The organism is Flagellimonas aequoris (genome assembly GCF_003584165.1).
GTDB lineage: Bacteria > Bacteroidota > Bacteroidia > Flavobacteriales > Flavobacteriaceae > Flagellimonas > Flagellimonas aequoris.
On record NZ_QXFJ01000023.1, the window covers coordinates 495,767 to 520,952 of the forward strand.

The window sequence follows — 25,186 nt, forward strand, 5'->3', positions numbered from 1 at the left end:
ACTTATTTATTCATGTTCAAGTATATTAAAAACGACTTGCCAGCCAGTATCGTGGTGTTCTTTGTGGCCCTTCCACTTTGTTTGGGCATCGCATTGGCGAGCGGGGCACCCCTGTTTTCCGGGCTCATTGCCGGAATCATAGGAGGAATCGTGGTGGGTGCCCTTAGTGGTTCACAGATTGGGGTAAGTGGTCCGGCTGCCGGTTTGGCCGCCATCGTGCTCACTGCTATCGGGACCTTGGGTGGTTATCAAAACTTTTTGGTCGCTGTGGTCATCGCCGGCCTAATCCAAATACTGTTTGGTGTTCTAAGGGCTGGGGTCATTGCCTATTACTTTCCCTCCTCTGTCATCAAAGGAATGCTCACTGGCATCGGTATTATCATTATCTTAAAACAGATTCCCCATTTTTTTGGGTACGATGCCGATCCCGAAGGAGACTGGGCCTTTTTTCAAGTGGATGGTGAAAATACCTTCAGTGAAATTGTCAATACTATTAATTCCATAAGCCCTGGCGCTTCCCTTATAGCTATCATTGCCTTGGCCATTTTAATCCTTTGGAATCAAGTGCTGAGCAAAAAAGCAAAGATTTTCGAATTAGTCCAAGGTCCATTGGTTGCCGTGGTATTGGGCATACTTTATTATGCCTTCACCAAAGGTGAGGCTATTTGGGGGATTGCAGATGAACATTTGGTAAAAGTACCTGTTCCTGAAGGTTTTGAATCTTTTATTGGATTGTTCAGTTTTCCCAATTTTTCAGCCATAACCAATACCGAAATTTGGATCACGGCCTTTACCATGGCTTTGGTGGCCAGTTTGGAAACACTTTTGTGCGTGGAAGCCACGGACAAACTTGACCCTTTAAAAAGAGTAACCCCAGCCAATCGTGAACTACTGGCGCAAGGAATTGGAAACAGTCTTTCCGGTCTCATTGGTGGATTGCCCATAACCCAGGTAATTGTGCGTAGTTCGGCCAACATCCAATCTGGAGGGAGAACCAAACTTTCCGCCATTCTGCATGGTTTTTTGCTTCTTGCCTCTGTATTGATCATTCCAAGACTACTTAATATGATTCCCCTTTCGGTGTTGGCTGCCATCCTGTTCATTGTTGGTTATAAACTGGCCAAGCCCAGTTTGTTCAAGACCATGTTCAAGGCAGGATGGAAACAATTTATTCCTTTTATCGTGACCGTTGTCGGAATCGTATTTGCGGATCTTTTGGTGGGCATTACCCTTGGTTTGGGTGTGGGCATCATTGTAATTTTGATCAAGAGCTACCAAAACTCCCACTTTCTTCACATTCAGGAAAAGGGAAATGATGGGCATCGCATTAAAATGACCTTGGCCGAGGAGGTGACTTTCTTCAATAAAGGGGCAATCCTAAAAGAATTAGATCGTATTCCGGAAAATTCATATCTTGAATTGGATGTTGCCAACACCAAATATTTGGACAACGACATCATTGAAATATTACAAGATTTCGGAAGTAAGGCAAAAAACAGGAATATTCACATTAAATTGATTTCAGAAAGAGGCATAGAGGACAATCCAGAGGATTACATTCAATTTTTTAAGAAACCAAAAAACCAGCATAACAACAGCAAATGAAAGCACATACCAAAGAAACGCAGTCGACCATGACTCCAGAAAAAGCCCTTCAGTTTTTGAAAGAAGGCAATGAGCGTTTTCAAAATAATCTTAAGGCCAATAGAAACCTTTTACAGCAAGTGAACGAAACCAAGGATGGGCAATTCCCATTTGCCACTATCCTAAGCTGTATCGATTCTAGGGTATCGGCCGAATTGGTCTTTGACCAAGGTTTGGGAGACATTTTTAGTATTCGGATAGCTGGCAATTTTATAAACCAGGATATTCTAGGAAGTATGGAATTTGCGTGCAAACTGGCAGGTACCAAATTGGTGGTCGTACTCGGACATACGAGTTGCGGGGCCGTAAAAGGAGCATGCGACCATGCCCGGTTGGGTAACCTAACTTCACTGATAAACAAGATTGAACCGGCCGTATATGCCACCAAAGAACCTAAAGATGAGGAATTAAGGAATTCCGAAAATTCAGAGTTTGTGGATGCTGTGGCAATCAAGAACGTGGAAATGGCCTTGGAAAATATTAGGAACCAAAGCGTAATCCTGAAAGAAATGGAACAAAAAGGGGAAATCGCCATTGTAGGTGCCATGTACGACCTTTCTGATGGTAAGGTCACCTTTTTATAAAATTGAAGATCTTAAAAAGGCCGGTGAACAAGTTCACCGGCCTTTTTGTTTAGAGTCTTTTCTACTCAAATAATTTGCACCCTATCTGACCAATCCCTTATTTTATCTTTTCAAAAGAATTGCCCAAGACCATGCTTGCACTAAAATTTCCCAATGACTCCGGCCCCATTTATTTGGAAACCATGGATGGTCGCTTTCCTGTAGAACCTTTCAATACCTTCAGCAACCTGGTTTTCTTGGCCCTCATCATTTACTGGGGAATCAAGGTCTACAAAAATCCAAAGCAGCACTTGTTTTTGGCTTGGATGATACCCATAATTGCCATCAGTTATGTGGGCGGCACCGTTTACCACGCCACACGGAGCCATGAATTTTGGTTGCGGTTGGATTGGATGCCCATTTTGTTCCTATGTGTGGCACTGGTGGTCTATTTTATTTTTAAACTGGTCGGCACTTGGTGGAAACGAATCTTGCTCATCGCTTTGGTTTTGGGTGCCTCCTACCTATTGAGGATACTTCCCATTCCCCCGGGCCTTCGGATTTCCTTGGGCTATGTCATCAGCGCGGGGACCATCTTGGTGCCCATTGTGTGGTACTTAGTAAGGACCCGGGGCAGGAATCTATACTTGGTCATCCTTGCCTTTGGAATTTTTGGGGTTGCCCTCACGTTCAGGATCCTGGACAAATCGCAAACCTTGTTCCCAATGGGAACACATTGGTTGTGGCATTTTTTCGGTGGAATTGCGGTACATTTCCTAATGGCCTATATATTCAAGGACAATTTGCTAAATTTGTCGGCCAATAGTGCCATCGAACATGATTGAGACCATAAAGGAACACCTCGCTGAAGTAGAAAAGTTCGCTTCAACCTCGAAAGAAGAAATAGAAGCTTTCCGAATCAAATATTTGGGGAAGAAAGGTCTGTTGAATAGCTTCTTTGCGGAGTTCAAGAACGTACCGAACGACCAAAAGAAGGAATTTGGCCAGGTCATCAATGAGTTGAAGAATTCTGCCACGGACAAGGTGAATGTCCTTAAGGAAGCCTTGGAAAGTCAAGTTGAAGAAGGAAAATATGGAGACCTTACCCGTCCTGGCGAACCCATGGAAATTGGGGCAAGGCATCCAATCTCCATCGTCAAGAACCGAATCATCGATATTTTTTCAAGGATTGGGTTCAATGTTTCCGAAGGACCCGAAATAGAGGACGACTGGCATAACTTTACCGCATTGAACCTTCCCGAATACCACCCGGCAAGGGACATGCAGGATACTTTTTTCATCCAAACCGATCCAGATATCCTGTTGCGAACCCATACCTCATCCGTGCAGGTAAGGTATATGGAGAGCCATAAACCGCCCATCCGGACCATTTCTCCGGGAAGGGTATACCGCAATGAGGCCATTTCGGCACGTTCACACTGCTTTTTCCATCAAGTAGAAGGCTTATATGTGGATAAAAACGTATCCTTTGCCGATTTGAAGCAGACTTTACAATACTTCACCTCGGAAATGTTCGGTAAGTCGAAAATCCGATTGCGCCCATCCTATTTTCCATTTACGGAACCCAGTGCCGAAGTTGATGTGTATTGGGGCCTTGAGACCGAAACCGATTACCGTATGACCAAGGGAACCGGTTGGTTGGAGATTATGGGCTGCGGCATGGTGGATCCCAACGTGCTCAAAAATTGTGGTATCGACCCCGAAGTGTATTCCGGTTTTGCCTTCGGAATGGGTATTGACCGAATTGCCTTGCTCTTGCACCAAATTTCGGATATCCGCCTGCTCAGCGAGAATGATGTTCGCTTTTTGGAGCAGTTTAAAAGTGCCTTGTAGACCAACTTTATGAAAAAGGATATTGAAATTCCCGTTGCTAAGGATGTCCACATAGTGATCATTCGTGAGTGGAACGATGAGTTTCTATCCAAAGATTGGAACGCTTACCTGATCAATAACAGAAATGACGCCATTGAAATGGCCATTGTAGTTTCCAAAGGCTTTGATGGGGATATAAAAACCTCCACAATGCGGCATGGAATTGGTTATCTTGAACCGAAAACTTTTAGAAAGGTTGAATTGATCCAGGAAGATGTGTTGGCACTTAACAATGAGTTCTTTGTTACCTTTTTTGCCGAAAACAAATTGTTCGAAAAAAGATTTCTATTCCCCAAGCATACCATAACTGAAGAAAAGCTTACCAACATCCCAATTATGGATCAAGAAGGTATTCTTTCCGAGTACTGATTTTGAACATGGAATTTATTTAACAAATATTTAAGTTCGTTTGGTTTTGTTTGTTCCGAACCAACATTAATTTTGTTCCTTCAAAAATCCTTTTATGGAAAAATCGAAGGAAGAAATCATCGAGACCTTAGGGCTCCATTTGGAAGAGCAACAGAACTTACCTCCTTTGGCGGCACGTATTTATGCCATTATGGTCTTGTCCGATGAAGATGGGCTTACCTTTGAGGATTGCTTGGAAAAAAGAGGGGCCAGTAAAAGTTCCACTTCCACTTCCTTGAACCTATTGCTCAAAATGGGCATCATTACTTATTTCACAAAGCCAGGAGATCGAAGGCGTTATTTCACCTTGGCCAAAAAGAAGACTTTTTTCCTTACCAAGCTGCAGGAATTCCTGAAACGTTTGGAGGCTGAAAAATCGGTTATCACCTTGGTCATGGACTATCATAAAAAACATTGTCCAAAAAAGTTTGAAGAAGGCAAGGAAAGAACAGGTGTATATCTGGATTATATGACCAGCAATGAAAAACTCCTGAAAGAGTCCATTGCCAAATTTGAGATCATAGAACAAAAAGAAAATTGAACACCCAACGATAAAACCCAACAATAACCCTAACAACGTTAGACCGTACATGAAAACAATCAAGTCAATATTAGTATTAGCAAGTATCGCAGTACTCATGTCCTGTGGCGGCAAAACCCAACAGCAGGCCGCTGCCTCGGCACCCTCGTTAAAAGTGACCCCCTTGAAAAAGGAGGACATCACCATATATAACACCTATTCCACCACCATGCAAGGGCAACAGAATGTTGAGATTTGGCCCAAAGTCTCCGGATTTGTCCAAAACATCTATGTGGAAGAGGGCCAAAAGGTAAAAAAGGGACAGTTATTGTTTAAGCTGGAGACGCAGACCCTATCCCAAGATGCCAAAGCAGCCCAAGCAGCCGTGAATGTGGCCCAGGTAGAGGTAAACAAATTGGTTCCCTTGGTAGAAAAGGGCATCATCAGCAATGTGCAATTGGAAACGGCAAAAGCCCAGTTGGAACAGGCCAAGAGCAATTATAACAGTATTTCGGCCAATATTGGATATTCCAACATTATCAGTCCTGTCAGCGGATATATCGGGGAGCTTCCCTACAAAGTAGGTGCCTTGGTCAGCAGTAACATGGGAGAACCCTTGACCATGGTTTCCGATATCAGCAATGTGCGCGCCTATTTCTCCATGAACGAAAAAGAACTTTTGGAAATGAAAAAGCAAATGGCCTCCACCGGCACGGGAATTTCCGCGGATGCCTCCCCAGAAGTGGAACTGGTCATGATCAATGGCGAAACTTACCCCCACAAAGGGAAAATTGCCATGGTCAACAATCTTATCAATTCAACCACAGGAAGCGTCACCCTAAGGGCCGATTTTGACAATCCTGACTTATTATTGAGTTCCGGGAGCACCGGCACCATCAAGGTTCCTTCCAATTTTGAAGGCGTTTGGGTAATTCCCCAATTTGCCACTGTGGACCGACAAGGTACCAAAATGGTTTTTATATTGAACGATGACAACACCGTGACCACAAAGCCACTTTCCATTGTGGCCCAAACGGACACCCAGTTTATCGTATCCGAAGGTTTTGAGGAAGGCACCTCCCTTGTTACCGAAGGGGTTTCCAAACTAAGGGATGGACAGACCATCAACCCTGTTAAATAAATAATCCAACAATCTCACAAGAACAACTAATATATGTTCCAAAAGTTTATAGATCGTCCCGTACTGTCCACAGTAATATCCGTGATCATTTTGATCTTGGGTATTTTGGGGCTCAGTATATTACCCGTAGAACAATATCCTGAAATTGCTCCACCGACCGTTCAGGTAAATGCCAATTACACGGGTGCCAATGCCGAGACCGTACTAAAAAGTGTGGTCATCCCTTTGGAAGAACAGATCAATGGTGTGGAGGGCATGACGTATATGACCTCTTCCGCCAGTAACGACGGTGCGGCCAACATCAGCGTATTTTTTGAACTGGGTGTTGATCCCGATATTGCCGCGGTAAACGTTCAGAATAGGGTGGCCCGAGCCAATAGCTTGTTGCCCCAAGAAGTAATCAATACCGGTGTAACCACGCAAAAGGCACAGAACAGTGCCCTGCTCTTCTTCTCCATTTTTTCCAAGAATGAGAACTATGACGCCACCTTTGTGGAAAACTACGCCAAGATCAATCTGGTTCCGAAACTTCAAAGGATCAAGGGGGTCGGTAACGTAAACGTGTTCGGATCCAAGGATTATTCCATGCGGATTTGGATCTCCCCGGATAAAATGGCTGCCTATAACTTGGTGCCCGCGGATATTCAAGCTGCCTTGAGGGAGCAAAACCGAGAGGCGGCAACAGGAAAGATCGGGGAAAATGCCGATGGGATCTTCGAATATGTGATGAAGTACAAAGGTCGCCTTTCCGAAGTGAGCGAATATGAGAACATCATCCTAAAAACCACGGATGATGGCGGTTTCCTTCGCTTGAAGGATGTGGCCGATATAGAACTGGGGGCCTTTAGCTATGTAAGGAAAAACTCGGGAATGGGTTATCCTGGCGTAGCTGTTGGGGTGTATCAAACTTCTGGCTCCAACGCAAAGGAAATCATTGATGTGGTAGAGTCCATTTTGCAGGAGAGCAAAGCCGAATTCCCAAAAGGTTTCGATTATGTGATTCCGTTCAACTCCAAGGATTTCTTGGATGCCTCCATTGACCACGTGGTACAGACCTTGATCGAGGCCTTTATTTTGGTATTCATTGTGGTGTTCCTCTTTTTACAGGATTTCAGGTCGACTTTGATTCCGGCCATTGCGGTACCCGTCGCCATTGTGGGAACCTTCTTCTTCCTAGAGATTTTTGGGTACTCCATCAACATGCTTACCCTTTTTGCCATGATCTTGGCCATTGGTATTGTAGTGGATGATGCCATTGTGGTGGTAGAAGCCGTCCATGCAAAGCTGGAAGAAGGCGGCACCTCGGCCAAAAGCGCTACCAAAAAAGCTATGGGTGAAATTTCAGGAGCTATTATTTCCATCACCTTGGTCATGTCAGCGGTATTTATTCCCGTGTCCTTTATCCAAGGATCATCCGGGGTATTCTACCAACAGTTCGGGATTACCTTGGCGGTAGCCATCTTGATTTCAGCTGTCAACGCCTTAACCTTGAGTCCGGCATTGGCCGCCCTGTTCCTAAAACCGCACGATCCTGAAAAGGGCCACAAATCCAACTTTACGACCCGCTTTTTTAAGGCCTTCAATGTCGGGTTTACGGCCATCACCAATAAATATACCAATGCCGTTGGGCGTATGGTGAAACGAAAATGGATTACTGCCGTGCTATTATTGGCGTTTACGGGACTTGCCATTTACCTTTTCAAAACTACCCCATCCGGATTTGTACCCGATGAGGACCGGGGCATCATCTTCGCCAATGTGAGCATGCCTCCCGGCACGACCATTGAAAAGACCGAGGAAACCATCATGAAACTGGATTCTATTTATGAGTCCATGGATGTAATCGATGCCCGGATGAGTGTGGCCGGATTTAGTTTGTTGAACCGGGTAAGTGCTGGATCTTATGCCTTTTCCATCATGAAATTGAAGGATTGGAGCAAACGAAAGGCAGACTCCTTATCCGTTAATGCCACCATGCAGAAACTGTACGCGACTTCGGCCGCTTTCAATGATGCGCAGATTATTTACTTTACCCCACCCAGTATACAAGGTTTTGGTACCAACTCTGGTTTTGAAGTCCAATTGCAAAGCAAGGGGGGAGAGGATTGGTTGGCCATCAACGATGTGAAAAATCAATTTTTGGGGGCCCTCAATGCACGGCCCGAAATCCAATACGCCATTTCGCAGTTTGATCCAGGGTTCCCCCAATATAACCTTGACATCGATATGGAAAAGGTGAAAATGGCCGGGTTCTCCGCAACCGACATCTTCAATGCCCTTCAGGGATATTATGGAGGTATCTACGCCACCGATTTTAACAGATTTGGAAAACAGTATCGCGTAATGATTCAAGCGAAGCCGGAAGATCGTGCCAATGAAAATTCCCTCAACCATATTTTTGTTAGAAACGAAAATGATGAGTCGGTTGCGGTAAGCCAGTTCGTGACCCTCAAAAAGATTTATGGGCCAGAGGTGGTGGAACGATTCAACTTGTTGAGTTCTGTAAAAATCACTGGGGTTCCGAATGCTGGATACAGTACCGGTGATGCCATCAATGCCATTGAGGAAGTCGCCGCACAAGTATTGCCTACCTCTTATACCTATGACTATTCCGGGCTTACCCGTGAAGAGAGCAACGCAGGCTCACAGACCATCCTCATCTTTATTTTGAGTTTGGTATTCGTGTATTTCTTGTTGAGCGCACAATATGAAAGCTATATTTTGCCCTTATCCATTTTGCTTTCCCTTCCCGTAGGGATTGCGGGTGCCATCCTCTTCATCAACTTGGGTGGTTTGCAGAACAACATCTATTTCCAAATTGCCATCATCATGTTGATCGGTCTGTTGGCCAAGAACGCCATCTTGATTGTGGAATTTGCCCTTCAACGACGAAGGGCGGGACTATCGTTATTCGATGCTGCGGCAGATGGTGCCAGGGCCAGGTTACGCCCTATTTTGATGACTTCCTTTGCCTTCATATTTGGTCTGTTGCCACTGGCGCTTTCATCAGGAATCGGGGCTATCGGAAACCAATCCATAGGACTCAGCGCCGTGGGAGGAATGCTTGTGGGAACCATATTGGGGGTATTTGTGGTACCGGTCCTTTTTGTGGTGTTCCAAGCATTACAGGAGCGCATCTCCGGAAAACCTGAACCCACTGAAAAAACCATTGCTTAACAACAACGCCAAAGAATCATGAAAATACAATCCACATATAAATTCATCTTGTTGCTAACGGCTCCCCTGTTACTGCAATCCTGCTTTGTGGCCAAGAATTATTCGCGGCCGGAATTGGAAACGGAAAGCTTGTACAGAACGGACCAATTGCCCCAGGACAGTATTTCCATGGCCAATGTGTCATGGAAAGACCTTTTCAACGATGAACAGCTGAAGTCCTACATTGCCCAAGGGTTGGAGAACAATCTCGACATCCGCATTGCCCTTCAAAATGTAGTGGCTGCCGAAGCTTATCTCAAACAAGGAAAAGCAGGGTATTACCCCACATTATCCGGAACAGCCAGTTTTACCCGTACCAAAAACTCAGGGAACAGCCAGTTCGGGAGCTTCTTTACAAGGCCTTTGGAGCAGTATGAACTTTCTGGGTCACTATCATGGGAAGCTGATGTTTGGGGAAAGATACGAAGCAACAAAAGGGCGTATGGTGCCTCTTACCTGCAAAGTGTAGCGGCCCATCAAGCGGTAAAGACCAACTTGGTTTCCGGTATTGCCAGTACCTATTACCAATTAATGGCGTTGGACAAACAAAGGGAAATCGCTGAACAGACCCTCGAAGCCAGAAAGAGCAGTCTTGAGACCACGCAGGCCTTAAAAGATGCTGGACAGGTGACCGAAGTGGCGGTTAAACAAACCGAGGCCCAAGTGCACACTACGGAAATCATCTTGATCAATTTGAAGAACAACATCAAGCTTTTGGAAAATGCTTTCTGTATTTTGTTGGGAGAACCGGCCCACGAAGTATTAAGGGGAAAATTGGATGACCAATCCATTGATACCGATCTAAAAACCGGTGTTCCCTATCTACTTTTGGCCAATCGCCCTGATGTGATGCAGGCCGAATATGGGCTCATTAATGCCTTTGAGCTGACCAATGTAGCCAAGAGCAGTATGTATCCTTCCTTAAAACTGACCGCCAATGGCGGTTTCCAAAGCTTGGAATTTGAAAATTGGTTGGATGCCAGTTCTTTGTTTTCCCAATTGATCGGTTCCTTGACCGAACCTATCTTTAATGGAAGAAGGTTGCGTACCCAAATGGAAGTGGCCAAAGCCCAACAGGAAAAGGCCCTTTTATCCTATGAGAAAATATTGTTAACGGCCGGAAGGGAAGTTTCAGATGCGCTCTATACCTACAATGCGGAGTCTGAGAAACTATTGGCCCGCTCCAAGGAACTCGAAGCTTACTCTACAGCCGAGGACTATTCTGAAGAGCTGTTGAACAATGGTCTTGCCAATTATTTGGAAGTGCTCACCGCAAGACAAAATGCTTTGAACTCGGAACTTAGCTATGTGGATTCCCAATATGGACAATTGAATGCCATTGTGGAACTCTACCGGGCACTTGGTGGCGGCTGGAAATAAACTGATCCATGTTGGAGAACAAAAGGGACATATTGGCCTATGCAATTCAGAACTTTACGAAGTTCGGCAGTAAACGGTTCTCCATGGACGAGTTGGCCCATGATCTGGGTATTTCCAAAAAAACACTGTATAGGTATTTTGACAGCAAGGAGGAATTGGTTTCAGAAAGTCTTGGTTTCCTTTTGAACAAATTAAGGGCCAATATCAATGGCTACATGGAGCAAAATCCGAATGAGAATGAGCCCCTGACCACCATAATCTATATTTATAAACTAGGGTTGATGACCTTACAGGAAATCAACCCTTCTTTTCTGTATGGACTTGCCAAATATTACCCCAATGCATACAAGGAATATTCAAGTTTTAAAAAAGACATTGTTTGGGACCTGGTGTGTCCTCTATTGAAAAAAGCCCAAGAATTGGGTCAGGTCAGAAAAGAGGTCAAGGTGAAGCTCGTATGTGTGCTTTTTTTGTCCAGAATGGAAGAGATGGTCTACTCCAGCCCCACCCTTTTTGAGGAATATAGCATCCAAGAATTGTTGGAACATATCATCATCAATAACCTAAGGGGCGTTCTGACCTTGGAATACCTTTCCACCTCCCCATTAGAAAAATGACAACAATTTTGGCCAAAACAATGACAATATGAAAATATGCGTGGTCTTGTTTTGTCATTATGTTATTTTAACATATTGATTTTTATGTTTTTAGCATTGCATTTAGCGAAATGATCGCCTAATTTTAAATTCTTGCTAAAAACTCAAAAATCAATGGGAACAACCAACATCAACCGAAGAGACTGGATCAGAAAAAGTATGCTCACCGCAGGTGGAGCAATGGCCCTTCCATATTTTGGAATAGCTGAAACCCCTAGAACTCCACTACAGCTGGATGTCAGAGGAAATGCAATATATAGTCCATTTTTCAAGGAATTTTTGCCGGACACCCCTGTACCTCTGGCTCCACTTACCGCTAAGTTGAACGCTAACGAGAACCCTTATGGACCATCGCCCATGGCGTTGGAAGCCTTCAAGAATTCTGCTGCCGGAGGAAATAGGTACGCCTGGAAAGAATTGTTCCAACTGGTGGACAAAATCGCTGATTTTGAAGGTGTGGAAAGTAAAAACATCATGATGGGCCCAGGATCATCCGACCTTTTGGAAAAAACGGCCATGGTCTTTTTCATGAACGGAGGCAATGTGGTTTCTGCCGACCCAGCCTACATGTCCCTAATTCAAGTTGCCAAATCCGTTGGTGCCACATGGAAACCCGTTCCATTAAAGGATGATTGGTCGCATGACCTTAAGGCCATGGAAGAAGCCATTGATGACGAGACCAAATTGGTATACATCTGTAATCCCAACAACCCGACCGGAACCATGACAGACCATCAGGAATTGGTGGATTTCTGCTCAAGGGTATCCGAAAAGGTTCCTGTGTTCGTGGATGAGGCCTATTTGTGGTTCCTGGACGAAGGAGCCAAAAAGAGTATGGTCTCCTTGGTGAATGAAGGCAAGGATGTCATCATTGCCAGAACCTTCTCCAAAATTCACGGTATGGCCGGCCTTAGGGTAGGTTACATTGTGGCCCAGCAAGCTACGTTGAACCGTTTGCAAAATATCACCCGAGGCGGCATGGGCATTTCCCTTCCATCCGTATACGCCGCCATGGCTGCCATGGACGATGCGGCCTTCATTGAAAAATCAAGGACCTTGAACGCCGAGTGTAGGGAATATGTATATAAAAGCTTGGCCGCAAAAGGGTTCGATTATGTGCCTTCCCATACCAGTTTTCTCATTTTCCCCATTGAGATGGAAGGAAAGGAGTTCTTGAACAAAATGACGGAGTTGAAGGTAGGTGTACGTGCCTTCCAGTTTATGGACAAAAACTGGTGCAGGGTAAGTATGGGAACCATGGACGAAATGAAAATGTTTACCGCTGCCATCGATAAAGTATTGGTATAGTGGATACTGGATTTCAAAAAACTATTGTATTCCTCTTTTTTATCTTCATTGGAATCTTGCTCAAGGCAAAGTTCAAAAACAAGGAAGAGATAACGGGAATCAAAAAAATAATTCTAAACCTTGCCCTGCCCGCAACCATTTTTATTGCGTTGTTGGGCATCAAGGTGGAATTACATCTTTTAATATTGCCCGTATTGGCCCTTGGGCTTAACCTGCTTTTGTTCTTGGCCGTGCCCCTTATTTTGCCCCTTGTGGGCGTCAGAAAAGGAACCCCTGAGTTCCGTACCGCCAAATTGTTGATACCCTCGCTGGCACCCGGATTATCATCCTTTCCCTTTATTCTTGAATTTTTAGGGGAGGATTATTTGGCCAAAGCGGCCATGTCCGATTTGGGGAACAAGATTTTTGTGTTGTTTTTCTTATACCTCGTTGCCATGAACTGGCATTATGGTCTCCAGTTCGATCAGCCCAAAAATGGCGGAACCAAGCTTAAGCCCCTTATGAAGGCCATGGTCTCGGAACCCGTGAATATTTTTATTGCCGCAGCCCTATTGCTTTTGGGTTTTGGTTTTACCATGCATTCCTTGCCCTTCTTTTTGAGTGAAACACTTGAAAAATTGAGCATGATCATGACCCCGTTGGTATTGCTCTTCATTGGTTTGGCGGTGAAAATCAAGAGAAAGCAATTTTTTCAGATATTTTCACTCCTATGTACCCGGGCAGGATTGGTGTTGTTGATCTCAGGAATTTTTGTTTCCGTGGCCGGAATTGAAACTCAAAATGAAATTCTATTGATCTTGGCCTTCGGGTTGAGTGCCTGTAGTTTCTGGCCCTATGCCCATATTGCCGCAGTGGATGGTATGGAAATGGATTTGAAGGACAAGAAAAAAACGTTTAGCAGTGATTATGGGGTGGCTATTTTGGCACTTTCCTTCCCGTTGTCCACCATGCTCATCTTGGGCATATTGAACAGCGGCTCCTTTTTTGTGCACACCTACAACATCTTCTTGATTTCCGTTTTGTTTTTGGGCGTGGGATTTGCCATTCCTTTGTTCGGTGGGTTGAACAAAAAATGGTCCGGTTTGAAAAGCTTGGGGTTTAAAATAAAATCCCCGGCCACCGAGAACGCATAATTACGGTAAGTTTCTTGTAAATTGTTACCTTTCAAGAAATCAAGGCTATCATGTTTTCACGTTCCATCTTCCTCATTTGCTTTTTTACCATTGGAGTCTTATCTGCACAAAAAAACAACCCAAAGGTCGATCAGGCCCGTTTGGAAAAACGCATCTTCGATTTGGCCAAATTCGGACTTCAAGAAAACGGTGAAACGGAACGTGTTGCTTTTAGCGATGCAGATATTGAAGCCCGGAACTGGGTGGTAAAAACCCTTAAGGGTTTTGGCATGACCGTAACCATAGATGCCGCCGGCAACATCATTGGAAAAAAACCGGGAAAGGACGCCTCTAAAAAACCTATAGCTTTTGGATCACACATTGACCGGGTGCCCCATGGGGGTAATTATGATGGCTGTGTGGGCTCCATGGCCGCTTTGGAGGTTATCGAGACCTTGATAGAAAACAACATCAAGACCAAGCATCCTTTGGAAGTCATCATTTTCCCCAATGAAGAAGGTGGGGTTATGGGCAGTCGTGCCATGGCCGGAAATTTGACCAAAGCCGCTTTTCCTGTGGTCAATGCCACAGGATATTCCATGGGCGAGGGCATTATGAGAATCGGTGGGGATACCACAAAAATAAAAGATGCTATCCGTGAAACTGGCAGCCTGGCAGCCTTTTTGGAACTCCATATTGAGCAGGGCGGGAAACTTGAAAAAGCGAATCTGGACATCGGTGTTGTGGAAGGCATTGTGGGCCTCAAATGGTGGGATGTGGTCTTTACGGGCTTTGCCAACCATGCCGGTACCACGCCCATGAACGCCAGACAAGATGCCCTGTTGGCAGCCGCCAAATTCATCGTGGCCGTGAACGAGATCACCAATGGTTTTGAGGGTACCCAAGTAGGTACGGTAGGCCGAATAAGGGCAGAACCTGGAGCACCCAACGTGATTCCAGGGAAGGTCGTGGCCAGTTTGGAAATACGGGATCTTTCCGCAGAAGTGATTGAAAAAGTCTATCAGGCCATCAAGAAAAAAACTGAAGAAATTGCCGAGGCCTCCCATGTATCTGTGGAGTTTTTGCCTTTGGATACCACATCGGAACCTGCATTGACGGACCCTTCCATTCAAAAAGAAATAGAAAGCTCTGCCAAGGCTCTTGGGTTGACCTTTCAATATATGCCTAGTGGGGCGGGGCATGATTCGCAGGATGTTTCCAGATTCGCACCTGTTGGGATGATCTTTGTGCCCAGTAAAGGGGGCATCAGTCATTCCCCGAAAGAATTCACTTCGGCTGAGGATATGGCCAACGGCGCCAATGTACTTTTGAACACCGTTTTGGCCCTCGATAAAAAACTGGATTAAAAATTAGACCAAGAAATAAAAATCATCAGAAATGAACACGAAAAAGTATTTCATCGGAGCCGCCGCCATCATCATCATTGGAGTGGCCATCTATATGTATTACATCTATACCAATGCGCCTGAAGGTGCCAGAAACGGATTTGCCCAAAAATTCCCTGATATGGCCAGTGTAGGTTGGATGAAGGAATCCGCCAACGAATGGGAGGCCGAATTTGACATGAACGGGGAAGAATATGCCGCTATTTTTACGGAGGATGGCACCTGGGTGAGAACAGAACATGAAATCGAGGAAAAAGACCTACCGGAAAAAGTTTGGAACCTATTGAATGAAAAATTCAAGGACTACCGCATTGATGAAATTGAATATGTGGAAAATGCTGATAGCAGTACTGGCTATAATATTGAACTTGAAAAAGATGAAGAGTTGAGAATCTTTATCAGCAGCGAAGGGGAGTTGGTCTCTTTGAGGGAGGAGTGATTTGTTAAGATGATGAAGAAGTCCATCGCATTGATTGTCTATCATTTATAAAACAAAAAGCATGAAAAAACTATCAAGGGATTTTTTTGCTCTTTGTTTTGATTTTATGAATGCATATCCAATTTTATCAGCATCGTTTATTTTAATGATATGTCTCTATTTAATGTTTGTAACTCTTCCAGATGCCTTTAACAAAAAAAGAAAAGAAATTGGTCTCTATGCCTATTATTCCAGAGTAGGCCTAGTATTATCTCTAATTTTTGTCTTGATATGCTTTTTTATAGTCCTGTTGACAAAAATATTTTAAACTGTCTCTTTACCCCCTTTGGTGATGCTATACGTTGCATTCGCAATAAAGGCAATACTCATCCAATACGTAGCCAAGATCAATGGCCCAGAAAGGTAAAACGGGGTCTTGAATTTGGCAATCGCCAATAACGTGTCCGACAACATAAAACACAATACGGCCATGACCATCCAAGCATGGGCATTGTTCCTTTCCCGTAGGTACAAACCCACCCCTTGCCACGCCATAAACGTGATGATCAATATATAAATGGAAACGGGCAGCAGCAAATCGCCCAAACCGGGTTTCAACCAAAAGAACAATACTCCGGCAATGCCAAACAGGAGCAAAAAGGAAATCCAGCTTTTGTAAAACCCCTTGTATTGGATAAAGGCCACAGAGAACAGAATATGGGCAATCAGGAATGCCACAAGTCCAAATAAAAAATAGGCTTCAAAAAGCAAGAGGACATCCCCCAGCAAACAGAACACCAAGGCAATGGTGACCATATTACCCAATCGAACATTACGCTTTCTTGGGGCGAATAACAGCAATGCAATCACCAAGATTGTCGTCAACGGCTTCAGAAACATAAAAAGGGTCTTGTCTTCATACAGCCCAAAGTAAATGGCCAAACATGCGGACACCAATATTAAAATATTGATGGTGCCTCTTTTTGTATCGGTTTGGGCTACCATGTAGTATAGGGATTTTTGCTCAATTGGGAGTTGTAATATTGTTTCCGACCTGTGACTTCCTCACCTAGCCATTCCGGTTTTTCAAATTTTTCGTCTTCGTGATTGAGCTCCACTTCCGCCACAACCAACCCTCTGTTTTCACCCAAAAATTCATCCACTTCAAAAAAGTGGTTGCCATAGGGAACTTCATACCGATGCTTTTCCAAAATCCCCGTGTTACAGAGGTCGATTAGATTGGTAGCCTCGGCAGTCCCGATCTCAATTTCCCATTCAAATCGAGTGGTACCGGAATCGTTGGGGCCTCCTTTTATGGTCAAAAAACCTTTGTCGCCCATAATTCGCACCCGAACGGTCCGGTCGGGGTCGGTGTTCAAATATCCTTGTGCAATCCGGGTTTGGGAAGTGGCCTCTTGCCGATAGGCATCGGAGGTAACCAAGAATTTTCGCTCTATTTCCAAATGTTCCATCAAACTAAATATACCCTAAATTTGAGTATGGACTTCGATTTTCCCTTAAGAAAAATCATTCACGTAGACATGGATGCCTTTTATGCCTCCGTGGAGCAGCACGACAATCCTGAGCTGAAAGGGAAGCCGATTGCCGTGGGTGGGGGATCCAAACGCGGCGTAGTTTCCGCCGCCAGTTACGAGGCCCGAAAATTTGGGGTGCGCAGTGCCATGTCCGGAATGCAGGCCCAGCGGAATTGTCCACAACTCATCTTTGTGAAACCCCGTTTTGATCGGTACAAAGAAATCTCCCTACAAATTCGAAGCATCTTTTTTGAGTACACCGATCTGGTAGAACCCCTTTCTTTGGATGAGGCCTATTTGGATGTAACGGAGAACAAAAAAGGAAATCCGTCCGCTACTTTGATTGCCAAAGAAATCCGTCAGAAAATTTTGGACAAGACGGGATTGACGGCTTCTGCAGGTATTTCCATCAACAAGTTCATTGCCAAAGTGGCCAGTGATTACAACAAACCCAACGGACAAAAAACGGTAAACCCCGAAGAAGTCATCCAATTTTTGGAGGATCTGGACATCCGGAAATTTTATGGGGTGGGAAAAGTAACCGCGGACAAAATGTATCGATTGGGAATCTTTACCGGCAAGGACCTAAAACAGAAATCCCTGGAATTCTTAGACGAACATTTTGGCAAGAGTGGCAAATATTATTACCATGTGGTTCGTGGCATCCATTTGAGTGCCGTGAAACCGCATCGTATCCCGAAATCGGTTGGGGCCGAAAGGACCTTTTTTGAAAACCTGAGCAGCGAAATCTTTATGCTGGAAAAATTGGATCACATTGCCGAAGAACTGGAACGGCGGTTGAAGAAATCCAAAATTGCAGGCAAGACCATCACCTTAAAAATCAAGTACAGCGATTTTACTCTGCAGACGCGAAGCAAGACACTGCCCTATTATATTTCGAGCAAGGACCTCATCTTGGAAACGGCCAAGGAACTGCTATACCAATCCCCCTTGGAAGAATCGGTTCGGTTGTTGGGGATTTCATTGGCAAACCTCAATACCGAAAAAGAGGACGAACCACCCAAAAAGGAATCGGTGTTGGTGCAATTGAAGTTCGATTTCTAATCCCCTTAAAAAAAGAAAAACCTCCCAGAGGGAGGTTCATCTATTAGTTTTTGATGTCCGATTTTATGGGCTCCACTGTTGGTTTCAGCATATTGCCATCGGCATCGATTTCTATGATGCTGTCAAAACCAAGTTCATCCAATTTTGAAATGATCTCGGCCCTATCGCCTACCATAAACCAGTTCATTTTTTCCGGTTTCACGACTTGGTTGCTTACTTTTCGGATGTCATCCACAGAAAGCGTCCTAACGTTCTGGTCGTATTTTTGATAGTAATCATCAGGTAAGTTATATCGAATCAAATTCCTCACCGAACTGTTCACGGAACTGTTGGTTTCCCATTGTCCTGGAAGTTTCAACACTTGGTTGGTCTTCACTTTTTCCAATTCCTCCTTCGTGGCAGGTCGAGTAGACGTGAACTCGGAAATTTCCTTGCGTATCTCGGTAACGGATTCAGCGGTTTTATCGGTCTGAACTGGAGCGTAGACAATGAATGGACGTACTTCCTTGGAGCCCATCACAAAACCACCCGCACCGTAGGACCAGTGCTTGTCTTCCCTCAAATTCATGTTGATACGGGAAGTGAAATCGCCCCCAAGGATATTGACCATTTGCTCCAAGGCCACTTCGGAAACGTCCCCATATTTTTCGGTCAAATGTCCGGCCAAGATGACGGATTGTTGGGATTCAGGTCTATTCATCAGATATAGCGTATTCTTGGTGCTGGTTTTAGGCTGGTTGAACACAATTTTGGGCACATCGCCTTTCTTCCATTTGCCCAATGTTTTTTCCAGTTTGGATTTTAATTCGCTCATTTCCACGTCTCCTGTAACGATTATAGTTGAGTTGTTGGGCTTGAACCAAGTATCGTAGAAATCCACTACATCTTTACGGGTCAGTTTGGCCACCCCATCTTCATAACCGGTTCCGGTATAAGGGCTGCTATAGGGGTGATCATCCCCATATAGGTATTTGTTCATGGCACGCAAGGCCATGGTGATGGGTTGCGACTTTTCCTTTTTTATGTCATTGATCTGTTCGCTTTGCAAACGTTCAAATTCCTTTTCAGGGAAAATAGGATTCAGCACCACATCCAAGAACAAATCCAAACTAGCGTCCAAACTGGGTTTTAACGTTGTCATGTAGACATTGGATTCATCTTGACTGGAGAACGTACTCAAGGAAGCACCCAACAATTGGAGCTGCGCATTGATTTCCAAAGAAGTTTTATCCTTAGTACCTTCGTCCATGAGGTTCATGGCCAATTTTGCGGTACCGGGGGTGGACAGATAATCGGTTTTGTAACCCGCATCGGTCACCAAATTGATGACCACTGTGGGAACCCCTTTGCGTTGGGCTAAGACCACATTAAGTCCGTTGGACAATTGGGTACGTTGCAAATCGGGGAATTTGGAGCTTTTCTGCTCTGCAAGGGCAGGTAACTTGCTCCGGTCCACCGTTGATGGAACCACATCGTATTCTGGAAATGGATTACAAATCAGCACATGCTTGCCCTTGGTCAACCACTTGGCCGCCGTTTTCTTAAGGTCTTCGGCAGTGGCATTCTCAATATATTTCAATTGGGTTTTGTAATATGATGCATCCCCGTGATACGTTTCATTGGATGCCAGGATATCGGAAACACCACCGAAACCACCTATCCGTTCCAATCCTTTGATAAAGTTGGCAAAGTAACTAGCTTTCACCCTTTTCAATTCCTCTTCGGTCGGGCCTTCCTTGATAAACTTATCAATCTCATCCCATAGTTCTTGTTCCAATTTTTCGGCATCCTGCCCTGGCTTTACATTCAACCACGTGATGAACTCACTGGCAATTTCACTGGAAGACTGAAAGGAGACCGCGGCACTGGCCGATTGATCTTTATAAATGAACTTTTGGTATAACCTTGAATTCTTGCCACTGGTCAAAATAGAAGAAATCAAATCGAAATAAAGATCCTCCTTAGACCCAAATTGAGGAGAGTTCCAAGCAAACAAAACCCTTGTCTCGGGAACCCTATCTTCATATACCTGGCGCGAATCGTACACTTTGTTGGGAATGTTCACCTCTTGCCTTTCCAAGGTGGGACCAGAGGGAATATCTCCAAAATAAGCGGTCACTTTTTGAAGGATTTCCTCCGCATTCACATCACCAGCTACGGCCACCACGGCATTGGCAGGTCCATAATAGGTTTTGAACCAATTCTGTACATCCTCCAAAGAGGCGGCATTCAAATCTTCCATTTCCCCGATAACGGTCCAAGAATACGGATGCCCCTTGGGATACATGGCTTTGGTCAGGTAATCCCATTGCTTGCCATACGGCTGATTTTCCCCTTGTCTTTTCTCGTTTTGGACCACACCCCGCTGCTCGTCCAATCTGGCTTGGTCAATGGCGCCCAACAAATGTCCCATACGATCCGATTCCAAGAACAATACTTGGTCCAAGGCAGAGACCGGAACATTTTGAAAATAGTTGGTACGATCACTATTGGTGGTTCCGTTCAAATCGGTTCCCCCTATACTTTCCAAAGCCTGGAAATAATCCGTATTGTAGTTTTCACTTCCGTTGAACATCAAATGTTCAAACAAATGGGCGAATCCACTTTTACCGGGTTTTTCATTTTTGGAACCCACATGGTACCATACGTTCACCGCAGCAATGGGTGCCTTGTGATCTTCATAGACCAACAAGGTAAGGCCGTTTTTCAATGTATATTTTTTGTATTGGATGTTGATATCATCCGCTGTGAATTGAAACCCTTGCCCATAGTTCATGGAAAGGCAAAGAAGGCCCAATATCAGGGCCGAGAGTAGTTTTTTCATTTGACTATTTTTAATTATTTGATCGATAAATTGCTCTTGACAATATAAGAAAATGTTTACAAATATCACTATATTAACCACTTATGGCAGGAAATAAAGATTGGAGGCATTGGTTTTCATTTGGCATATCAACCGCATTTTGTGTTTAGGCTTAGCTTTAGTTGTCCGACCCGCATTTTCTTATTTAATTTGTACATATGCAACGCCCTGAATTGCACCAACATATCATCACCACCGCTGGTAATCTATTCTACTCCCAAGGGTACAACTCTACGGGGATCAATGAAATTATCGACAAAAGTGGCATTGCCAAGGCCACTTTATATGGGCATTTTAAATCGAAGGAGGACATTTGCGTCGCCTATTTGGAACAACGGCACCAAGCTTTTATGGATTCCCTGAAAAAGTATGTGGAGCGAAGCAAGACTGGAAAAAATCAGTTGTTGGCCATTTTTGACCTTTTACAGGACATGTACCGTGAAGAAAATTTTCAAGGATGTTGGGGGCTTAAAACCTTGGGTGAACTTTCTCCCAACCAAAAGAAGATTTTAGGGGTCATTCAAAAACAGAAAAAAGAACTGCTCCTTTACTTGGGTGAGGTTGTAGGCCGAAACATTTCCAACCTGTCCAAGGCGCAAACGGAAAAAATGTCCGGAGGGCTTTACCTTCTCTACGAAAGTGCGATAACCGAAAGCCATTTGTTCAAGAACGATTGGCCCATCTATATGGCAAAAAGCATTGCCCCAACCTTCTTTGCCGAACTGGAATTGGAATAAAAAAACCCTTTCATTGCCATGGAAGGGTTTGTTGAATTCAATAGGTGTTGGAATCTTAGGCTTCTATAGCTTCCAAAGGCTGAACCTCAGGAAAATCAATAGGTGTGCCCACAGTGTTGTTGATATAGTTGGAGATGGTCTTATCGCCCACCAAAACAATGGTATCAATCAAATTTTCCTTTGTCCACCCCGCATTAAAGAAGTTTTCCAAAACGCTGGCATCGGCTTTTCCTTGGTTTTCGGTAATGTTTTTGGCCAATTTTGCCAAGGCATCCAATTTGGTGTCAAAAGAAGCTTTACCGGCCCTCAACTCCAAAATCTGACTATCGGTATACCCGTTCATCTTACCAATGGCGGTATGTGCGGCCAAACAATAGTCACAATTGTTCACTTGGCTCACGGCCAAGTTCACTACTTCTTTTTCTTTGGCTTTCAAAGAAGTTTTGGCATTGGCAAAGGTTAGATAATTGCCCAGTGCATTTTGGGAATAGGCAAAGGTGGCATACAGGTTGGGAACAAAGCCCAAGGCTTTTTCCAAGTTGTCAAAAATGGCCTGATTGGCGGCGCTTACTTCTTCTTTTTTAGGTACATTGAATGTGCTCATGATTTAATTTATTTAATGTTATAATGGATTAATAATTCTGAATGAAGGGTTTCTCGGCATCACAGTAAAAATCGTGATGGAACTTTTGCTCACAATGCTCCACTGCGACCAACGGTTGTTGCTGCTTGGGCGAGCTTCTAAAAATTTCGATAAGGTTGAAAATGGGTTTATCGTTTGCTTTCATCTTTTACCTGTTTTTAAATTACAGAGCAAAGATGCGGTGATAAGGGAGGTAAGGGTTAGGAGGGATTTCCCGTTGACTTGTTCAACTTTCCCTTAGGCAACAAAAACAAGGCTTTCTCTATATTCCGAGGGCGTCATTTGGGTCATTTTCTTAAAAAACCTGCTAAAATGGGCAGCGTCATTGAACCCAAGATCGAAGGCGATTTCTTGGTTTTGTTTATCGGTATAATTGATGAGTCGTTTGGATTCCAAGGCAATCCGATCCAAAATAATCTGTTGGGGCGATCTCTGGTTGTAGATGGAAAATAGGTTGGAAAGTGTTTTTGGGGATTTGAAGAGCATTTCGGCATAATCGCTTACCCTTCTCTTGGTCTTATAATGTAGGTCTACTAAATAATTAAACCTTCTGATGATGTCGATTTGGTCGTTATCGAGTGTTTTTACGATCAATTGTTCCTTTGCCAACCGGGTACTCAGGATAATCATTCGCTTTAAGAGCATTTGGAGCATATCCCCTTGGATGTTGTCCGGGGTGGAAAACTCTTCCACGAACATGTCGTACAACAAATTGTACTTGTTCAATTGATCTTCTGAAATGGTAACGATGGGAAGGTCTTGGGTGCCAAAGAACAAAATACCATTACAAGACACTTCGCTATCATGGTCGAATATGCAATAAAACTCCCTGTTGAAAAGGATGGCGGCCAACGGCAATTGTGATGCCTCAAGGGATACATGCTGCAAATTGGTTACGGTCATCAACTGATTGGGTAAGAGTTCCACCATCATGCCATCAACTAACAGTCCAACGGGGTCGCAATTTCTATTCCATAAAAATTTGATGGTATTGGACGTATCCGAAAATCGATACTCATCTTTTTTGAAATCACTTGTCAAACCCAATATGGCCCCCAATCTGGAATCATTGTACTCGTATTTCATGTTTTCTAGGTTGATTTCCTCGTTGGTATTACCCAACCCAAAATCAGTCTATTTCCCAGACGGAAACTTACAGTTTAAGCCCTATCAAAAAAGAAACCCCTTGTTACGGATTGTATCAAGGGGCCTCGGTATCTATAAAAAGGTATTCCTAAAAATTACAGGTTTCTATTTCGGTCACACGAAGGGTGTTCACCATACCTTTTTCTTTAATCGGCATCGCAGCAAGACTGACCAACATATCTCCTACACCCAAAAATCCTTGTTTGCAGGCAATTTGGTTAACATCCTCTATGGTCTGGTCTGTAGACACAAACTTGTCATAGTAGAAAGCCTTTACCCCCCATAAAAGGTTTAATTGGGTCAAGATCCTTCGGTTGGATGTAAACACCAAAATATGGGCACTTGGTCTCCAAGCAGAAATTTGGAACGCGGTATACCCACTGTTGGTGAGGGTAGAAATGGCCTTGGCCTCAATATCGTTGGCCAACAAAGCGGCATGGTAACAAACCGATTTGGTGATATACCTTTTGGTTCTGATGCTTGGAGGTGTCTGGGGCACCTTGATCAAACTAGATCCTTCCACGTTCATACAGATACTCGCCATTTTTTCGATGACCTGAACGGGATAGTTCCCCACGGAAGTTTCACCGGAAAGCATCACGGCATCCGCACCGTCCATCACGGAGTTGGCCACATCGTTAACCTCGGCTCGGGTGGGGGTCAAACTTGTTATCATGGTCTCCATCATCTGGGTGGCGATGATTACAGGTATCCTCGCTTTTTTGGCACGTAGTACCAATTTCTTTTGGATCAACGGCACCTCGTGGGCAGGCACTTCAACTCCCAAATCCCCACGGGCCACCATCAACCCGTCACAATAGGTTACGATCTTATCAATATTTTCAACGGCCTCGGGCTTTTCAATCTTGGCCACAATCGGAATTTTATGATCGGAATGCTCTTTGATCAATTCCTGAAGATCAATAAGATCTTGACTATGACGTACAAAGGACAGTGCCATCCAATCCACTTTTTGACCAATGGCAAAAATGGCATCCTTGATGTCTTTTTTTGTCAATGCGGGAAGGGAAATATTGGTGTTGGGGAGGTTGACCCCTTTTTTCGATTTTAGCGGACCTCCTTGGATTACCGTGGTTTTTACTTCGTCTTCCCCATTGGTGGATTTTACTTCAAAAATCAGTTTCCCATCATCCAAAAGGATACGTTCCCCTGGCTTTACATCTTTGGGAAAGTTCTGATAATTCATATAAACACGCTGGGCATTGCCTTCAAAAGGTTCGCCGGTCACAAAGGTCACTTCATCTCCGGGTTCCACTATGGCTTCACCTCCCATCACCCCCACACGGAGTTTCGGCCCTTGTAAGTCTGCTAGGATTGCTGTGTTTACCTCCAACTCTTCATTTAGTTCCCTGATCATTTTGATGCGTTCGGCAACATCCTCGTAAGCGGCATGGGAAAAGTTTATCCTAAAAACATCGACTCCTGCCTCAATCATTGCCTTCAACGTTTCTTTCTTACTGGTGGCAGGCCCCAATGTTGCTACAATTTTAGTCTTCTTTCTAGTTGGCATT

At 44.2% G+C, this 25,186-nt stretch carries 23 protein-coding genes; 16 read left to right on the top strand and 7 right to left on the bottom strand.

The genetic code is table 11. The features are described from left to right. The first annotated feature begins 12 nt into the window (after positions 1-12). The 14 genes from D2U88_RS10930 to D2U88_RS10995 all read left to right on the top strand — a co-directional run bounded on the left by D2U88_RS10930 (position 13) and on the right by D2U88_RS10995 (position 15,686). Complete coding sequence (locus D2U88_RS10930) at positions 13-1,605, top strand: SulP family inorganic anion transporter (RefSeq protein ID WP_119640604.1); 1,593 nt, start codon at positions 13-15, stop codon at positions 1,603-1,605. After that, positions 1,602-2,228: a carbonic anhydrase family protein gene (locus D2U88_RS10935; protein WP_119640605.1), complete on the top strand. Its 627-nt coding sequence runs from the start codon at positions 1,602-1,604 to the stop codon at positions 2,226-2,228. Before D2U88_RS10930 ends, D2U88_RS10935 begins: the two co-directional genes overlap by 4 nt. Before the next feature lie 131 nt (positions 2,229-2,359). After that, positions 2,360-3,052 (top strand): hypothetical protein, encoded by a 693-nt coding sequence (locus D2U88_RS10940; protein ID WP_119640606.1) that lies wholly within the window; start codon positions 2,360-2,362, stop codon positions 3,050-3,052. After that, positions 3,045-4,061, top strand: coding sequence for a phenylalanine--tRNA ligase subunit alpha (gene pheS / locus D2U88_RS10945; protein ID WP_119640607.1), 1,017 nt, complete (start codon positions 3,045-3,047; stop codon positions 4,059-4,061). The genes D2U88_RS10940 and pheS overlap by 8 nt, the downstream gene beginning before the upstream one ends. A gap of 9 nt (positions 4,062-4,070) precedes the next feature. Continuing rightward, entirely contained in the window at positions 4,071-4,469 is a 399-nt protein-coding gene (locus tag D2U88_RS10950; protein WP_119640608.1) for a hypothetical protein, read from the top strand. A 94-nt stretch (positions 4,470-4,563) separates the two neighbouring features. Then, positions 4,564-5,049, top strand: a complete 486-nt coding sequence (locus D2U88_RS10955; protein ID WP_119640609.1) for a GbsR/MarR family transcriptional regulator — start codon at positions 4,564-4,566, stop codon at positions 5,047-5,049. A 49-nt stretch (positions 5,050-5,098) separates the two neighbouring features. Further along, on the top strand, positions 5,099-6,169 hold the full coding sequence (locus D2U88_RS10960; protein ID WP_119640610.1) for an efflux RND transporter periplasmic adaptor subunit: 1,071 nt from the start codon (positions 5,099-5,101) through the stop codon (positions 6,167-6,169). Positions 6,170-6,202: 33 nt separating this feature from the next. Further along, positions 6,203-9,346 (top strand): efflux RND transporter permease subunit, encoded by a 3,144-nt coding sequence (locus D2U88_RS10965; protein ID WP_119640611.1) that lies wholly within the window; start codon positions 6,203-6,205, stop codon positions 9,344-9,346. 18 nt (positions 9,347-9,364) lie between these two features. Continuing rightward, positions 9,365-10,765 carry an efflux transporter outer membrane subunit gene (locus D2U88_RS10970; RefSeq protein WP_119640612.1) on the top strand — a complete coding sequence of 467 codons (1,401 nt, stop codon included), beginning with the start codon at positions 9,365-9,367 and terminating at the stop codon, positions 10,763-10,765. 8 nt (positions 10,766-10,773) lie between these two features. Continuing rightward, positions 10,774-11,382 (top strand): TetR/AcrR family transcriptional regulator, encoded by a 609-nt coding sequence (locus tag D2U88_RS10975; protein WP_119640613.1) that lies wholly within the window; start codon positions 10,774-10,776, stop codon positions 11,380-11,382. Positions 11,383-11,535: 153 nt separating this feature from the next. Continuing rightward, on the top strand, positions 11,536-12,729 hold the full coding sequence (locus D2U88_RS10980) for a pyridoxal phosphate-dependent aminotransferase (RefSeq protein WP_119640614.1): 1,194 nt from the start codon (positions 11,536-11,538) through the stop codon (positions 12,727-12,729). Continuing rightward, the gene (locus D2U88_RS10985) at positions 12,729-13,862 is read left to right on the top strand and encodes an AEC family transporter (RefSeq protein WP_119640615.1); all 1,134 of its coding nucleotides are present in this window, start codon (positions 12,729-12,731) and stop codon (positions 13,860-13,862) included. Before D2U88_RS10980 ends, D2U88_RS10985 begins: the two co-directional genes overlap by 1 nt. Before the next feature lie 50 nt (positions 13,863-13,912). After that, on the top strand, positions 13,913-15,208 hold the full coding sequence (locus D2U88_RS10990; RefSeq protein WP_119640616.1) for a Zn-dependent hydrolase: 1,296 nt from the start codon (positions 13,913-13,915) through the stop codon (positions 15,206-15,208). Between the two features lie 31 nt (positions 15,209-15,239). Continuing rightward, the gene (locus D2U88_RS10995; protein WP_119640617.1) at positions 15,240-15,686 is read left to right on the top strand and encodes a PepSY-like domain-containing protein; all 447 of its coding nucleotides are present in this window, start codon (positions 15,240-15,242) and stop codon (positions 15,684-15,686) included. 303 nt (positions 15,687-15,989) lie between these two features. On the opposite strand, the gene D2U88_RS11005 is transcribed toward D2U88_RS10995, so the two are convergent. Beyond that, positions 15,990-16,670 carry a lysoplasmalogenase gene (locus D2U88_RS11005; RefSeq protein WP_119640619.1) on the bottom strand — a complete coding sequence of 227 codons (681 nt, stop codon included), beginning with the start codon at positions 16,668-16,670 and terminating at the stop codon, positions 15,990-15,992. After that, positions 16,664-17,137, bottom strand: coding sequence for a CYTH domain-containing protein (locus D2U88_RS11010; RefSeq protein WP_119640620.1), 474 nt, complete (start codon positions 17,135-17,137; stop codon positions 16,664-16,666). The genes D2U88_RS11005 and D2U88_RS11010 overlap by 7 nt, the downstream gene beginning before the upstream one ends. A 27-nt stretch (positions 17,138-17,164) precedes the next feature. Here D2U88_RS11010 and dinB point away from each other — a divergent pair, with 27 nt between their 5' ends. Beyond that, entirely contained in the window at positions 17,165-18,265 is a 1,101-nt protein-coding gene (gene dinB, locus D2U88_RS11015; RefSeq protein ID WP_119640665.1) for a DNA polymerase IV, read from the top strand. 43 nt (positions 18,266-18,308) lie between these two features. Here dinB and D2U88_RS11020 read toward each other — a convergent pair whose 3' ends face one another. Continuing rightward, positions 18,309-21,089 carry a M16 family metallopeptidase gene (locus D2U88_RS11020; protein WP_119640621.1) on the bottom strand — a complete coding sequence of 927 codons (2,781 nt, stop codon included), beginning with the start codon at positions 21,087-21,089 and terminating at the stop codon, positions 18,309-18,311. A gap of 197 nt (positions 21,090-21,286) precedes the next feature. Here D2U88_RS11020 and D2U88_RS11025 point away from each other — a divergent pair, with 197 nt between their 5' ends. Then, positions 21,287-21,865, top strand: a complete 579-nt coding sequence (locus tag D2U88_RS11025; protein ID WP_119640622.1) for a TetR/AcrR family transcriptional regulator — start codon at positions 21,287-21,289, stop codon at positions 21,863-21,865. 55 nt (positions 21,866-21,920) lie between these two features. Here D2U88_RS11025 and D2U88_RS11030 read toward each other — a convergent pair whose 3' ends face one another. The 4 genes from D2U88_RS11030 to pyk form a co-directional block, all read right to left on the bottom strand. Then, a complete protein-coding gene (locus D2U88_RS11030; RefSeq protein WP_119640623.1) occupies positions 21,921-22,469 on the bottom strand; it encodes a carboxymuconolactone decarboxylase family protein in 549 nt (182 codons plus the stop codon). Between the two features lie 28 nt (positions 22,470-22,497). Continuing rightward, positions 22,498-22,653 (bottom strand): hypothetical protein, encoded by a 156-nt coding sequence (locus D2U88_RS19530; protein ID WP_182859170.1) that lies wholly within the window; start codon positions 22,651-22,653, stop codon positions 22,498-22,500. Between the two features lie 92 nt (positions 22,654-22,745). Continuing rightward, entirely contained in the window at positions 22,746-23,594 is an 849-nt protein-coding gene (locus D2U88_RS11035; RefSeq protein WP_119640666.1) for a helix-turn-helix domain-containing protein, read from the bottom strand. A 148-nt stretch (positions 23,595-23,742) separates the two neighbouring features. Beyond that, positions 23,743-25,185, bottom strand: a complete 1,443-nt coding sequence (gene pyk, locus D2U88_RS11040) for a pyruvate kinase (protein ID WP_119640624.1) — start codon at positions 25,183-25,185, stop codon at positions 23,743-23,745. Position 25,186 lies beyond the last annotated feature (1 nt).